9 protein-coding genes are annotated in these 15041 nt (G+C 64.2%); 1 reads left to right on the top strand and 8 read right to left on the bottom strand.

Annotation, left to right across the window (positions count from 1 at the left end; genetic code table 11):
* The first annotated feature begins 431 nt into the window (after positions 1-431).
* Entirely contained in the window at positions 432-1202 is a 771-nt protein-coding gene (locus tag AC1AZA_RS10990; protein ID WP_476514695.1) for a Sir2 family NAD-dependent protein deacetylase, read from the top strand.
* Here the strand turns inward: AC1AZA_RS10990 and ilvA are convergent.
* From ilvA to AC1AZA_RS11030, 8 genes are all read right to left on the bottom strand, one after another.
* Positions 1196-2461, bottom strand: coding sequence for a threonine ammonia-lyase (ilvA, locus tag AC1AZA_RS10995; RefSeq protein ID WP_476514696.1), 1266 nt, complete (start codon positions 2459-2461; stop codon positions 1196-1198). The genes AC1AZA_RS10990 and ilvA overlap by 7 nt on opposite strands.
* 5 nt (positions 2462-2466) lie before the next feature.
* A complete protein-coding gene (locus AC1AZA_RS11000; protein ID WP_476514697.1) occupies positions 2467-3783 on the bottom strand; it encodes an ROK family transcriptional regulator in 1317 nt (438 codons plus the stop codon).
* Between the two features lie 112 nt (positions 3784-3895).
* The gene (locus AC1AZA_RS11005) at positions 3896-5137 is read right to left on the bottom strand and encodes a glycoside hydrolase family 28 protein (protein ID WP_476514698.1); all 1242 of its coding nucleotides are present in this window, start codon (positions 5135-5137) and stop codon (positions 3896-3898) included.
* A gap of 54 nt (positions 5138-5191) precedes the next feature.
* Entirely contained in the window at positions 5192-6448 is a 1257-nt protein-coding gene (locus AC1AZA_RS11010) for an ABC transporter substrate-binding protein (RefSeq protein ID WP_476514699.1), read from the bottom strand.
* Positions 6449-6664: 216 nt separating this feature from the next.
* Positions 6665-7915, bottom strand: coding sequence for an ROK family transcriptional regulator (locus AC1AZA_RS11015; protein WP_476514700.1), 1251 nt, complete (start codon positions 7913-7915; stop codon positions 6665-6667).
* A 186-nt stretch (positions 7916-8101) separates the two neighbouring features.
* On the bottom strand, positions 8102-11299 hold the full coding sequence (locus AC1AZA_RS11020) for an alpha-mannosidase (protein WP_476514701.1): 3198 nt from the start codon (positions 11297-11299) through the stop codon (positions 8102-8104).
* Between the two features lie 162 nt (positions 11300-11461).
* Positions 11462-12793 carry an ABC transporter substrate-binding protein gene (locus tag AC1AZA_RS11025; protein ID WP_476514702.1) on the bottom strand — a complete coding sequence of 444 codons (1332 nt, stop codon included), beginning with the start codon at positions 12791-12793 and terminating at the stop codon, positions 11462-11464.
* A 1683-nt stretch (positions 12794-14476) separates the two neighbouring features.
* Positions 14477-15041, bottom strand: a 565-nt coding sequence (locus AC1AZA_RS11030) for an AGE family epimerase/isomerase (protein WP_476514703.1), incomplete at its 5' end; no start/stop codon positions are given.

Consider the following 15041-nt stretch of genomic DNA (forward strand, 5'->3'; position numbering starts at 1 on the left):
AAACCGGACAACCCACGGGCGGGCATCGGACTGGCAATCAAAAGACTTGCATAAAAAAGCAGTACAAACACACTCTTGAGTTCTCAAACCACCACACACGCACAACCAACCCGCAACCCAGAAGGAAGCAGACCGCCATGCGGCAGCGAATGAATAACCTACCCCAAACCCGCCCCACACGCAAACCAAACACACGGGCACAACCCCAAAACCCAACAAACACAACACATCCCACGGCGTGTCGCAACACAAGCAAAACACGGCCAAACCCCGGCACAAACCACACGCAACCGGGGCAAACAGCCACCACAACCATCATCCCACGGCGTGTCGCAACCGACAAGCCCGCCAGCTGAACAAACGGTAACATCCCGGTACCGAACAACCACCCCGGAACGGAACGACAACACGAGCGTGGTAAGACTGGCCATATGAGCAAGAAGATTGCAGTGTTGACTGGCGCCGGCATCTCCACCTCGGCCGGCATTCCCGATTTCCGCGGCCCGGACGGCGTCTGGACCAAGCACCCCGACCAGATGAGCGTCTACGACATCGACGCGTTCCTGACCGACAAGGAAGCGCGCGAATATTCGTGGCGCTGGCAGAAGGAATCCCCCGTGTGGAACGCACGGCCCGGCGAGGCGCACAAGGCGCTGGCGCGGCTCGAGAAGGCCGGCATGCTCACGCTGCTCGCCACGCAGAACTTCGACGCCCTGCACGAGAAGGCCGGCAACAGTGCCGACGTGATCGTGAACCTGCACGGCACCATCGGCACCTCGCACTGCATGAAGTGCCATGCGAAGTACGACACGGCGGACATCATGGCCCGTCTGGACGAGGAACCGGACCCGCATTGCCATCGCCGCCTCAAGTACCGGGGGGACATGCCCTGCGACGGGCTGATCAAGACCGACGTGGTCTACTTCGGGGAGATGCTGCCGGACGGCGCGATGGAGAAGTCGATGGCGCGCATCGCCAAGGCCGACGAATTCTGGGTGATCGGCTCCACGCTCGAGGTGTTCCCCGCGGCGAGTCTGGTGCCGGTGGCCGCACAGGACGGTGTGCCGATCACGATCATGAACATGGGGCGCACGCAGTACGACCGTCTCGCCACGAGGCTCATCCACGAGGACATCGCCGTGGCTCTGCCGAAGCTCGTGGACGAGACGATCAACGCGGAAGCGACCGCCGGGCGTCAGTAGATGCGCTTGGGCTGGAAGCCGGCCTCGCGCAGGGCCTCCAGAATGCGATCGATGTGGTCGGGGCCGTTGGTCTCGACCGTCACGCCAAGGGACACGGCGTTCGTGTAGTGGCTGGACGCCTTGAACTGGTCGTGGTCCAGCTGGATCACGTTGGCGCGTTCCTTGGCGAGCAGCGTGGCGACCTTGACGAGCTGACCGGGGGTGTCCGGCAGTTCGACTTCGAAGTTCATGATGCGTCCGCGGGCGATCATGCCCTTCTGGATGACGGCGCCCATGGTCACGGTGTCGATGTTGCCGCCGGACATGATCGGCACCACCACGTGCGGGCCGGGAGCGGAGGCGAACTTGCGCGAACGCAGGTTGAGGTGCTCGAGCGCGGCGAGCGAGACCGCGCCGGCCGCCTCCACAACGAGCTTGTGCTTCTCCAGCATGAGCAGGATCATCTCGTTGATGTCTCGCTCGGTGACGGTGACCAGATCGTCCAGGAACTCGTTGAGCAGCGCGAACGGCAGGTCGCCCGGATGCTTGACGGCCACGCCCTCCGCGGACGTGGACACCTGCTCGGCCTCGACCACGCGATGCGCCGCGAAGGAGTTCTTCCACGCGGGGGAACCTTCCGGGATGGCGCCGATCACACGCACCTCGGGCTTGAAGGTCTTGATGGCAAGCGCCACGCCGGCACCCAGTCCGCCGCCGCCGAGGGGCACGACCACATCGGTGACGTTCGGCACGTCCTCGAGGATTTCGAGGCCGATGGTGCCCTGACCGCAGATGACCTCGTAGTCGTCGAACGGGGGAACGAAGATCATGCCCTGCTCGCGGCTCAGCTTCTGCGCGTGGGCGGCGGCCTCGTCGAACACGTCGCCGTACAGCACCACATCCGCGCCGTACGCCTTGGTGGCGTCCACCTTGAGCGGGGGAGTGATCTGCGGCATGCAGATGGTGGCCTTGGCGCCGCGTTCGCGGGCCGCGTAGGCCACGCCCTGCGCGTGGTTGCCGGCGGAAGCGGTGACGATGCCGCGGGCGAGCTCCTCGTCCGTCAGGGAGGCGATCTTGTTGTAGGCGCCGCGGATCTTGAACGAGCCGGTCACCTGCAGGTTTTCGGGCTTGAGAAGGATCTCGTGGCCGGTCATCTCGGACAGGGCCGGCGAGGGGATGACGGCGGTGTGACGGGCCGTGCCCTTGAGCCGTTGGGCCGCGAGCTTGAGCTCGGCAGCGTGGTCGCGTTGCAATGCTTTGAGAACGTCTTTCTGCTCCATGCCGGTCATTGTAGGCTCGCCGGACCGGCAGGCACGCCCTCGTGTCCATTTGCAGACGCCCCGCCCTGCGCACGCTCGGCGAATTCGGTGGGGTGGTTCAGGATCGCCTCCACGGCCACGGCACCGGCGCCGCACAGCACCGGGTCCTCACTCATGGCGTTCAACAGGATTTCAGTCTGATTCGACAGCCGGGCGAAAGTGCGGGTACGTACCACATCCAGCACGCTGGCGAGCAGCAGGTCCCCGCCGCGGGCCATGAAGTCGCCGATGATGATGCGCCGGGGGTTGTAGGCATTCATCACCGTGACGCAACCGTGGCCGATGTACGTGCCGATGGCGCTGACAACGTCGACCGCATCCACCTGTTCCTCTTGCATGAGCTCGAACGCGCGGATGCATGCCTCACGCCTGCTCAATCCTTGGGTTTCGCGAGCGAGCGCAGGACGCTCCTGAATGAGTTTCAGCATCGCATCCACGCAACAATATTGCTTGAGACACCCGAAGCCACCGCATTCGCAGGGCCGTCCGTTGACGTCCACACTAATGTGCCCGATCTGCGCGGCAAGACCGCCGGCACCGTTGACGATCTGGCCGTGTTCCATCACGCCGAGTCCAACGTTTTCACCGACCATGAGATAGGCAAGATCGTCGATGCCGCGGTTGGAGGGTTCCAACATCCACTGAGCGAAGACGCCGGCACGGGCGTCCTGCCGGGCGTACACCGGCAAGTGGAAGGACCCTTCCCAGGAATGGCACAGGGATTCCGCATCCCAGATCGCCGCAGCCTCCGCATGCGAAACGGTACCGGAACGCAACGTTTCCTCGCGCGCATACGGACCGGGGGTCGCTACGCCCACGGCAACGATCGCGGCATCCCGTGCGATCTGCCTGCCGATCCACTGCTTCGCGTAATCGGTCACGGCGTACGCATCCGTGCCGGACGGGTAGTTCCAGTGCGCATAGGCACGGGTCTTGGACACCGGCGTGCCGTCAAGGCGGAATACGCACATTTCCACGCGGCCGGGACCGAATTTCACGCCGATCACGTGGAATCTGTCACGGTTCAGCGCAACGGCGACGGCTCTGCGGTTGCCCTTTCCTTCAATCTTGCCCCTTTCCTCGACCCATCCGAGGTCCATGAGCTGGGTGACGATCTGTCCGACCGAGGCCGCCGTCAGTCCGACCATTTCCGCAATGCGCACCCTCGAGCATTCCCCTTCGCGGTGCAACGTGCGAACGACCTTCGAACGGTTGAACTCCGCTAGCGTGGCAACGCTGACACCACGGCCGGCGGAACCGTTCACGCTGCGTTTCTCATCCATTCCTGCGACTCCAGATCGATTCGGACATGTCGCTACATGGTAACGCGCGGGGACGCCGATCCAGGAGGAAAAGAAGGAAAAGATCGGCAGTCCCCGCGCAAATGGCAGCGGCTCAGGCCGTTGCCCGCTCGGTAACGCGCAGTTCGACATCCCGCGCCTCGACGTCCACACCATTGAGCGTCAATGCCTGCACCGGGGCAACGAGGTCGCGTCGGCTTTCTTCGCACGGGCGCATGTCGAACACCAGTCGTTCCGGATCCGCGGGATGCAGGTCCAAATGGACGTTCTCGACGATCACGTTGCGGATCTGCTTCGGATCCGGCGCGTAAACGATGATGCCGTTGTCTGTATCGCCGGTGATGTCGCTGAAGAGCACGTTCTCGATGCGGCACGAGGAGACATCATCCGCGTCGCTGCGCGCGTTGATGGTGACGTAGATCGGCTCTCCGGCACCCCACCAGCGCGCACCGTAGTCGTGCGTGGACAGGTGGATGCGTCGGAAGGCTACGTTGCGCACAGCACCCGTATCGCGTACCTGCACGCCGAGTGCGCGGTTGGTGGCTTCGATGGTGAGATCTTCGAACGTGAAGTTCTCGAAGTCGCCGAAGCTGGACGAGCCGAACTTGATCGCCGAGCTGGTGGAACGGATGCGGCAGTCACGCACGTGAAGGTTCACGCAGTTGCCGTATCTGGCGGTTTCCTCGGTGGTCTTGGGGCAGACGCCGTCATCGCCGCCGACGATGGTGCAGTGCTCAATGAGCGTATTGCGGCAACGGTCCACGTCGAAACCATCGGTGTTGGGCATGGCCACGTCGTTGGCAATGTTCACGCCGGTGGCGACCGTATCCACGCAGCCGACGAGATGCACGGTCCAAAACGGCATGTTCTGGAAAGTGACGCCTTCGATGCGCGTATTGCGGCAATCCTCGAAATAGCAGCCCATGGGGCGCGGATACTTGGTGAACGTCAGGTGGGTGAGGTCCTCCTGCTCGTCCGCAAGGTACAGACGGTAGTTGCCGTCGATGGCACCTTCGCCGGAAATCGTCACGTCGTGGCAGTGCTGAGTGAAGATGAATGCGCAGATCGGAGTCTGTGCACGGAGGAATTCGAACGGGCCGGGTCGGTGGGTGTAGGTGCTTTCGTCGCCGCTGGCCTTGATGGTCACGCCCTTGCCGATCACGAGGTTGACCTTGGACTTGAGATTCAGACCGTTGAGCAGATATTCGCCCGGCCGGTCGAGTGTGACCCTTCCGCCGCCATCTTCACTGACCCGGTCGATGGCCGCCTGGATGGCGTCCGTCAGCTCGGCGACGGATGTCCCTTCCCTGTAGCCATCGAAAACGTTGATATCCATGGGTGTTGCAGTTCCTTTCCAATGCGTCGGTCTTACGTTCCCCGGCCTTTTTCGTCAGGCCGAGGCGATGGCACTGTTGATTTCGTTGATCATGTCCTTGGCGGCCTGCTCTGGGGTCGAGGAGCCAAACACGACAAGCTGCTGGTAGCGCATGCCAATGTTCTTGAAGTCGCTGCCGCCGTTCGGCGTGACATCGGGAGCGGTATCGGTCAAATCATCCTGAATGCTGTCCACGTAGTCGAACGCCTTCTTGTCCAAAGCGGAGGCGGATGCTTTCAGCTCCTCGCGGATGGCGTTGTTGGAAGGCAGGCCGCGCTCGGTGCCGAGGATCTTGCCGGCGTCCGCGTTGTTGATGAGATAGTCCACCAGCATGGCAGCCTCGGCGGGGTGTTCGGATTCGGAGGAAATGCACCAGAATTGGCTGGGCTTCATGTACATGGCCTTGCCCGGCTTATCTTGCGGAATATGAACCAGCGTGAGATTGTCCGTGCCGACAGCCTTCGCGTACTGGCTGATCTGCATGGCAGTGAAGAATTTCATGGCCTGCTTGCCACGTCCGAACTCGGATTGTTCCAGCGTGGCGGCTTGTTCCTCGGCCCAGCGGTCGGGGGTGCCGGAGATGCCGTTCTCGGTGTATTCCTTGGATTTGCGCAACCATTGCGCCAACGTGTTCTCGGACATGCCCACCTTGCCGTCCTTGAAGGCGAATTCGCCGTGCTGCAGGGCCCAGATCTGCAGGCCATCGCCAGCCGGAAGGGTGCCGGCACCGATGATTTCACCGTTGGACTTGGCGACGATCTGCTTTTCGAACGCCTCGAATTCGTCCCACGTCCAACTGTCGGTGTTGTCCGGCAGCGATAGACCCAGCTCGTTGAGGATGTCCATGTTCACGCACAGGGCGAACGGGGCCGTGGCGATCGTGGCGGCGTACTGTTTGCCGTCGTATTGGCCGGCGTCCTTCACGGATTTGGCCATCTTGCCCATGTCCAGCCACTGGGACACGGAGTCAAGGTCCAGCAGAGAGCCTTGGGACGCGTAGGAGGCGAGGTACAGTTCGTCCATCTGCATGATGTCCGGGGCGTTGCCGCCGGCCACCTGAGTGGCGAGCTTGTCACGGTATCCGGACCAGTCGGAGTACTGCATCTCCACGTGGATGTTGGGGTGAGCCTTCTCGAATGCCTCAACGACCTCCTGCGTGGCGCGCATACGGGCATCACCGCCCCACCATTCGATGTTGAGCGTCACGTCGCCGTCGGAGGTGGTGATTTCGCTGGCGGAGGGTTGGCCGCCTCCGCAGCCGGACAGAGCCATGGTTATAGCTGCGATAGCGGCGGGAATGGTTGTACGAATTGCCTTGGATGCCGACATGAGAACGCTTCCTTTCATTGAAGTGAATGCCGGAGCGGCGAGCAACGCTGCCCGCCGTTATTAAATAATTTTTATTTATTAATTATTATTATAAGTAAAGTCCTTTTAGTTTCAAGACGACACGCCGACCACCTCTGCCGCCCGCCCGTCCCGAAGCGGTCAGGCGCCCAGCGTGGTCTGCGCACGCTCGGCGAATTCGGTGGGGTGGTTCAGGATCGCCTCGACGGCCACGGCACCGGCGCCGCACAGCACCGGGTCCTCGCCCAGATCGGTGAGCACGATGTCCGTGCGTTCGGCAAGGCCTGCCATGGCGAAACGACGGGCCACGCTGCGCACGCGGTCGAGCAACAGGTCCTTGCCACGGGCCATGAAGTCGCCGATCACGATGCGCGACGGATTGTACCCGTTGATGATCGTCACGCAGCCGTAGCCGAGGTAGGTGGCGATGGTCTCCACCACGTCGCGGGCCTGCGGGTTGCCGGCATGGGCGGCGTCGAACACGCGGATGCACTTGTCTCGGTCGCTGAAATTCTGGATGTCGGCGATCAGCTGCGGGCAGCGTTCGTCGATCAGCGCGCGCATGGCCCGGATGCTGCAGTACTGTTCCAGGCAGCCCCGGCCGTGGCATTCGCAGGGCTTGCCGTGGATCGCGTCGATGCTGATGTGCCCGATCTCCGTGGCGAGCCCGTTGGCGCCGTTGATGAACCCCTCCTTGGACAGCACGCCCAGGCCCACGCCGTCGCCGGCCAGCAGGTAGGCGAGGTCGCCGATGTTCCGGTTGCCGGGCGACCACAGGAACTGGGCCAGCACGCCGGCGCGCGCGTCATGCTCCAGATAGACGGGGACGGGGAAGACGCCGTCGAACTCCTCCCTGAAGTTCACTTCGCTCCACGCCTGTGCGCCGGTGACGACGGCGATGCGGCCCTCGTCGCGCAGGAACGGGCCGGGAATGGCCACGCCGATGGCCGCGATGGACGGCGTCTGGGTGATCTTGTGCAGGATCCACCGCTTTGCCTGCTCGATGATCCGATGAACGTCCACGGAGGAGTCGTAGTCCCAGAACACGTAGTCGTCGCGCTTGGAGACGAAATGCCCGTTGATGGTGAACATGCCGATCTCGGCGCGACTGCGGGCGAACTTTACGCCGATCACCCGGAACAGCTCGTCGTTGAGCTTGATGCCGATGGCCCGGCGGCTGCCGCGCCCCTTGGCGATGCCGTCCTCCACCACCAGACCCATGTCGATGAGCTGCCCGGTGATCTGGGTGACGGAGGCGGGGGTGAGCTTGACGAGTCGCGCGATGTGCGCCCGAGAGCACACCCCCTCACGGTAGAGTACGCGGACGATCCTGGATCGGTTGAATTCCGTAAGCGACGCGACGCTGGCTCCCTCCATACCGGCGTTGTTCATGCACCCTCCCCATGTTGTACGAACCTGTTGTACGGCCCTGTTTGTACGACTCGCGGCCGGCGCTGGCAGCCGCAAAACTATTGATTAATGTAGCACTTCGCCGATGGCCCCATCGTTGGGACTCGGCAGCCGGGCCGCCCGCGCAACGGCGTGCGGACGGCCCGGATTGCCCTGTGCGCCCGCGGCCTATCGGGACAGGCGCAGCGTGGCGATCTGGTACGGCGCCAGATGCAGCGCGGCACCCTCGGCGGGCACGGGGGCGTTGCCGTCCGAGGCCAGCGCGAGCTCCCACGTAGCGGGCTGCGCACTGGAGTCGACATCCGCACCGGAGTTAAAGCCGACGGGCTGTTCGAGCAGATCGGTCTCGGCCACGGTGGCGCCGCGGAACGCCTCGCCCGCGTGCAGCACGGCGTCGGCGGTACCGCCGCACGGCTCGTACAGGCGCACGATCAGATCGCCGGAACCGTCGTCCGCCAGCTTGATCCAGTCGATCACGGCGTGGCCGCGCGTGCAGGACAGGGACGCCAGCGGCTCGAACGCGGGCAGGCCAGCCACGACGGGCGCATTGTGCTCACCGGCCAGCGCCACGGTCTGCGCCACGGTGACGCCCGGATCGATGCGCCAGTCGAAGCTGTGCACGCTGCCGCTGTCCGCATGCGGATCCGGGTAGGTGGGCGCGGAGAGCAGCGACAGGCCGATCAGCGTGCCGCGGGAGCGTCCGCCCGGAACGGATGCCGGCAGCGTGAACGCGCTGGCCCCGTAGGTGCTGGCGTTGATGACCGCCACGCCGTAGCCACCCTCGTCCATGTGCATGAACCGGTGCGTGCAGCTTTCGAAGCGCGCCTCCTGCCAGTCGGTATTCTTCGGGATGGACCGGGTGACCGTGCCGTACTGGCATTCGTAGGTCATGTCGATGCCGCGCAGCGACAGCGGGAGCATGGCCTTGAGGAAGCGGTCGGTCTCGTTCCAGTCCACGTCCGCACGGAAACGCAGCGAACGTTCGCCGGGGGCGAGGCTGATGACCGTGGTGACGGTGGAACCGGAGCCCAGACGGGCCTTCACGCGCACGCCGCGGATCCCGTCCTCCTCCCACGGTTCGACCGTGGCGTCCCGAGCGCCGTCCGCCGGGGCGATGAACGAGTCGCGTTCCAGCTCCCACGCGTCGTACTGCGAGGGCTTATCCATCATGAGCGCGTATGTGCCCAGACGCTCGCCGTCGGCCACGATCTCGCGCCCGGAGGGAACGTCGACCAGCGAGGGGACCGTGCCGTCCGGGGCGATGGTGACGCGCAGCAGGCCGTTGCCCAGCAGGTATCCGCCGTCCGACAGGGACTGCAGGCTGACCGCGTTCGGCTCGGTCGGCTGGGTCGACTGGCCCGACGGCAGCAGGTGACGGGCCGCGTGCGCACGCCAATCGCACTGACTGATCACGCCGACGGGGGAGACGGGCGCATCCGGCATCGCCTCGCGCAGCGCACGGCAGGCGTCGTCGATCAGCGAGCGCAGGGCGGCTTCGTCGCGCTCGTAGTCGGCGCGGGCCTCGCGGTGCACCCACGAGAGAGCGGAGCCGGGAAGGATGTCGTGGAACTGGTTGAGCAGCAGCGTGCGCCAGATCCGATCCAGCTGCTCGGCAGGGTAGGCGTACCCGGGGTTCAGCGTGGCTGCGGCGGCGGCCAGATACTCGCAGGTGCGCAGAAGGTTCTCCTCGGTGCGGCACCCGCGCTTCATGGCCTGCTGCGCGGTGAGCGTGGCCCGGTGGAATTCCAGATACAGTTCGCCGCGCCAACGCGGGGCGTCCGTGCCGGCATTCTCGCGCAGCTGGCGTTCGGCCTGCTCGAAGAACGCGTCCGGGGAGGCATGGTCGCAGGTCGGCAGGCCCTCCAGATTGGCCATGCGGTCCAGCCGACCAGTCATTTCGCGGGTGGGACCGCCGCCGCCGTCACCGTAGCCGTAGAGCAGCAGGGCCTGATCGGCGTAGGTCTTGTCGCGGAAGTTGTGCTCCGCGTAGATCAGCTCCTGCGGAGTGGCCTCGGCGGCATAGGTGTCCGTGGGCGGGAAGTGGGTGAAGATCTCCGTGCCGTCCACGCCCTCCCACAGGAACGAGTGGTGCGGGAACTTGGTGGTGTCCCCCCAGGAGATCTTCTGCGTGAGGAACCAGTCGTAGCCGGCCTTGCGGGCGATCTGCGGCCATGCGGCGGTGTAGCCGAAGCTGTCCGGTAGCCAGATGCCATGCGGGGTGACGCCCAGATGCTCCTTGAAGTAGCGCTTGCCGAAGCTGATCTGCCGGACCATGGATTCGCCGGCCGGCATCATGCCGTCGGCCTCCACCCACATGCCGCCCACGGGCAGGAAGCGCCCCTCACGGATGCGTTCCTTCATGCGGGCGAACAGTTCGGGGTGGTCCTCCTCGAGCCACGCGTACTGCTGGGCGGAGCTCATGGCGTACAGCATGTTCGGATCCTGATCCATGAGGGCCAGCACGTTGGACACGGTCCGCGCCACCTTGCGACGGGTTTCGCGGATGGGCCACAGGTAGGCGGAATCGATGTGCGCGTGGCCGATCGCATGCTCGTGCAGCGTGCTCGCGTTCGCCGGGGCGGCCAGCGCCTCGCGCAGGGCCTCGCGGGCGGCCGGCAGGGTGGCTTCGATGCGGTCGTCGTCGTAGGCGAGCAGCGAGTCGCGCAGGGCCCGGCCGAGCTTCCAGCGGCGCATGGATTCGCCGTCCAACTGCTTGGCCAGCCCGCCGGCCACCTCCAGATCGCGCGCGTAGTTCCACAGTTCCTCGTTGAACGCGCACACGTCGATGCGCTTGAGCACGTACGGCAGATCCTTGCGGCCGGTGGGCCCGTCGCCGAGATCGGTACTGCGGGCAGGCAGATGCACGAGCAGGGGGTTGCAGGCCGCTTCGAGGTACCAGCGGAACGAGCCATCGGGGCGGATCAGGCCGTCCTGCGCACCCGGTCCGGCCACACGCACCCAGCCGTTCATGGGGTGCACGGCCTTGGCGGCACGACCGTCGACACGGTAGAGCATGCCTTCGATGTGACCGCCCACGGCGTCGTCCAGCCAGCCGAGATCCGCCACCAGCTCCAACGGTTTGCCGCCTTCGCGAGCCGCACGCAGCGCCTCGGCTGGAACGCTGCCTTCCAACCGGAACCAGGTGGTGCCCCACGTGGTGCCCCATCGTTCACCGAACCGCGCCTCGGCGAAGTCGATCTCGTCGCGTTCGGCGCGTTCGATCACCCGCGCGGGCGTTTCCGGCTCCCCGGGGTTGACGAACATGCCCACGGAGCAGTGAGCTACGGTGGTTTCGATGTGCGGTGCGATGCGGTCCCGGAGGAATCGCTCGCACTTGGCGATCTCCCGGTCGATGTTGAGTTGCATGGCGCTGGTCCCCCTCGTTTCTTCACTCGTTTCTTTGCGATTGCACCGCGAGCCGGACGCCGGATGCTGGTCCGACGGCCGGCTCGCGGTCGGTTTCGTGATGACGCGCTATGACGTGTATACCGTGTATACCGTGTATACCGTGTATACCGTTACGGCACGTCAGCCGATGGCGTTCTTGATTTCCTTCTCGGCGTCGGCCAGACCCTGATCAATGCTCTTCGTGCCGGTCATGATGGCCGAGTGGGCGGTCTTGAGGGCGCTGGCGATGTCTCCGGAGTGCTCGCCGGGAACGGGGGAGAGCACGGCCTTCTGACCAGACCAGGCCTTCTTGGACAGGTCGTCGGTGGGCACGCCCTTGAGCGAGAAGAAGGTCTCGGTGACGTCGTCGTTGATGTAGGCGGGGGTGGTGCCGGCGGCGGCGAGCGTCTTGGCGCCGTCCACGCCGATCGCGAACTTCACGAACTCCTTGGCGGCGGCGAGCTGCTGGCCCTTGGCGGACGAGGAGATGGCCAGGCCGTTCACCTCGCCGATGGTGAGCAGTTCGCCGGACTTGTTGTCCGCGGTCTGCGGCAGCGGCGCGATGCCCCACTCGAACTGCTCGGCATCACCGTTGTTCTGGTTGTTGATCAGACCGGTGATGGCCCACGTGCCGATCGGGTACATGGCGCACTTCTCGGTGCCGAACTGGTTCTGGTAGGAGACCTGGCTGGCGAACGCCTGGTTGAAGTTGATGGTGAGCTGCTCGTCCTGCAGCTTGAGGAAGGTCTCGTAGAACGGCTTCATGAAGGAGTAGTCGCCGGAGTAGTAGTCGGCGCCTTCGGTCTGGGCGAGGGCCACGGACTGCGGGAACTGCTGCCAGTAGTGGGTGTAGGTGGGGTAGGTGACGGTGGGGTCGTAGCCGGCGGCGGGCAGCTTCTCCTTGAGCTCCTCGGCCACCTTGATGTAGTCGTCCCACGTCCAGGTGCCGTCCGGCAGGGCCACGCCGGCCTTCTCGAACATGGTCTTGTTGTAGTACAGCACGTAGGCGTCCTGACGGTAGGGCACGGCGTAGTACTTGCCGTCCTTCTGCATGCCCTGGAAGCTGATGCTGTCGTCGCCGTCGAAGGAGGAGACGATGTCGCTCAGGTCGATGAGCTGGCCGGAATCGGCGTACGTGTAGTACTTGGTCATGGGGGACTTCATGGGCACCACCATGGGCGCGGTGCCGCCGGCGAGGTCGGCGGTCAGCTGCTTGTCGTAGTCGTCGCCGGCCTGATAGCCCTTGAGCGTGACGGTGACGTTCGGGTACTTCTGCATGAAGGCGTCGGCCAGCTGCTGGAATTCGGGGGTGGCGCTCAGCGTCCAGCCGCCGAACGTGATCTCGGTCTTGGCGTTCGGATCGAAGGCCTCGCTGCTGCCGCCCGAGGCACCCTCGGAACCGCATCCGGCGAACGTGGCGCATGCGGCGATGGCGCAAGCGGCGGCGGTGATGCGACGTGTCGTGTTGCTCATTGCTTCCTCCTTGAATGTGGGCTTCATTGCCTGTGGTTCACCATTCATTTCCTCCCAAGGCGGGCCAGCTCGCTGGATCCGGTGCCGGATCGGACCGGTGACGGATATCGACCGGCACCGAGTCAGGTGCCGAACCGAATGTCTGGCCGGACCGAGCGCCGAGCCGGATGCCAGACCGGGTCGGCGGGCGCCGTTTCCGTAAGCTTTGCCTTCGTCTTGTTAAAAACAAATATATATTAAAGCTCTTCATGAATCAAGTCGGCGTGTTTCGATTGACGTGAGGATATGAGCGACATGAGGAGGCCTGACGCGAGGAGGCTGAGGAAGCTGACGCCGCATGGGGAATGCATGAAAAGCTGCCAAGGCAACGCTGCCGCCCAACCGACCCGCCCGGAGTCGACCATCGCAGAGCAGCCAGCCCGCCAACCCCATCAACCCACCGAGCCACCAAGCCGCTGAATCATCGAGTCGCCAGAACCATCGAACCATCGAGCCGCCAGCGCCGCCGAGCCGCACTTCTCTCCCGATCGGCCCAACCTGTGCGCCCATTTTCGCAGCTTGGACCGATCATGCGAAAAAACGGCCGTTTTCGAGGCCAAAAATCACACGATCGGTCCAACCTGCAGATATGCGGGCGCACGTTGGACCGATCAAGCCAATCCGGTGGCGCGCACAGATCGAGCAAACGCCATAGCAGACAACATGAGCCCCACCGTCGCACACACTGAGCAGATTCCATGCACGACGCACTCGCCCCCGGACGCCGGTCACCGCAACGAATCCGCTCAACCCGTGCCATGAAGCCCACAAACCGAACAAATCCATTGCGAAACAGACTTCAGGAGGACTGAGGGGAGAGACTTATGCATTCGCCCCCTCCTCGGCCCTTCCCCATGTACGTTTGCGTATCAGCCGACACAATTCACGCCATCTGGCCGCTCCCTATGTACGTTTTCGTATCGCACGATATGATTCACGCCACTTAGCCACCGTCAGCGTACGTTTGCATATCAGCCGATACGTTTTACGCCATCTGCGCAACCTGCGGTCTGCGCCCCGGCCAGCCAAGCATCGGCGACCGTGCAAATCCCATGCAGAGGGCATGCCCCGGAAACCACAGCAACCTTCCACCGCGTAAAATCCACTCAATCCACACGATCACAGGGGTACACAGACTGAGCAAATCGCGTGCGAGGCACCGGCACCCGGACGCCCCTAGATGCCGTCCACCGCAATGAATCCGCCCAACCCGCAACCCAAGGCCCGCAAACCGCGCTACCGGTCCAACCTGTGCGGCCCGAACCGCAAACTGGAAAGAATGACCAATTATAAACGTTTCAGAACCGGCGAAAGGCGGTCAAACTTTCCAATTTGCGGAATCGAGAGCGGAAACGGAGAGCCCACGGCAATCAGCATACGGGCCGAACGCCACGAAATTCCGGATTCCAAGCGCCAAGCGATCGCTCCAGCGATAGATTCACGCTTGGAATCGCAGATTCAGCGACATTCAGCCCGTATTTCCGCCGGCGCAGCGTCACGCATGCCCAACCGAGCCGCCCGGGCCGGCCGCGATGCGCCGCCTCCGCACCGGCGAACCACAGACTGGAAAGTTTGACCGCTTTCCGGCCGTTCTGAAACGTTCACAAGCGGTCAAACTTTCCAGTCTGCGACATTCCGGCCGCGCTATGCGGCGTACGAGCCGTTCAGGCCCGGATGCGCCTTCACCCCGGACGCCACCGACACCGCGGGATCCAAACGCGGGATCAACGTCGCCTGGAACGCGTGATACACATCCGACTTGCCCGGCCACACCGTACCGACCACCCGGTTGCGCTCATCCAACTGATGGAACCACGAACCCAGCCCGTGATCGATCACACAATCGTCCGCATACCCCCAGAACCGCGCATACCAATCCCCGTACACGCCCCGGCCCGTCACCCTGGCCAGCGTCGCCGACGCATCGATCCCCTCCGCCAACGTCCAATGCATCCGATCCGTCACCACCGGCACGCCATGCCAATCCGTCGTATACGCCAACCCCGGCAGGCCACCCTCGCACGACGCCCACCCATCCGACACCGCCCGGCCGAACAAGCGCTCCGCCACCGACACCAGGCGATCCCGCTCCGAAGCCCCCAGCCCCGCGGACAGCGCGTACTGCACGATCAGGCGCGACCACTCGATCCCGTGACCCGGCGTCGCCCCGTACGGCTTGAACTGGTCCGCCCTGCTGTCCGCGTTGTAC

The sequence above is a fragment of the Bifidobacterium sp. LH_389 genome, assembly GCF_056357235.1.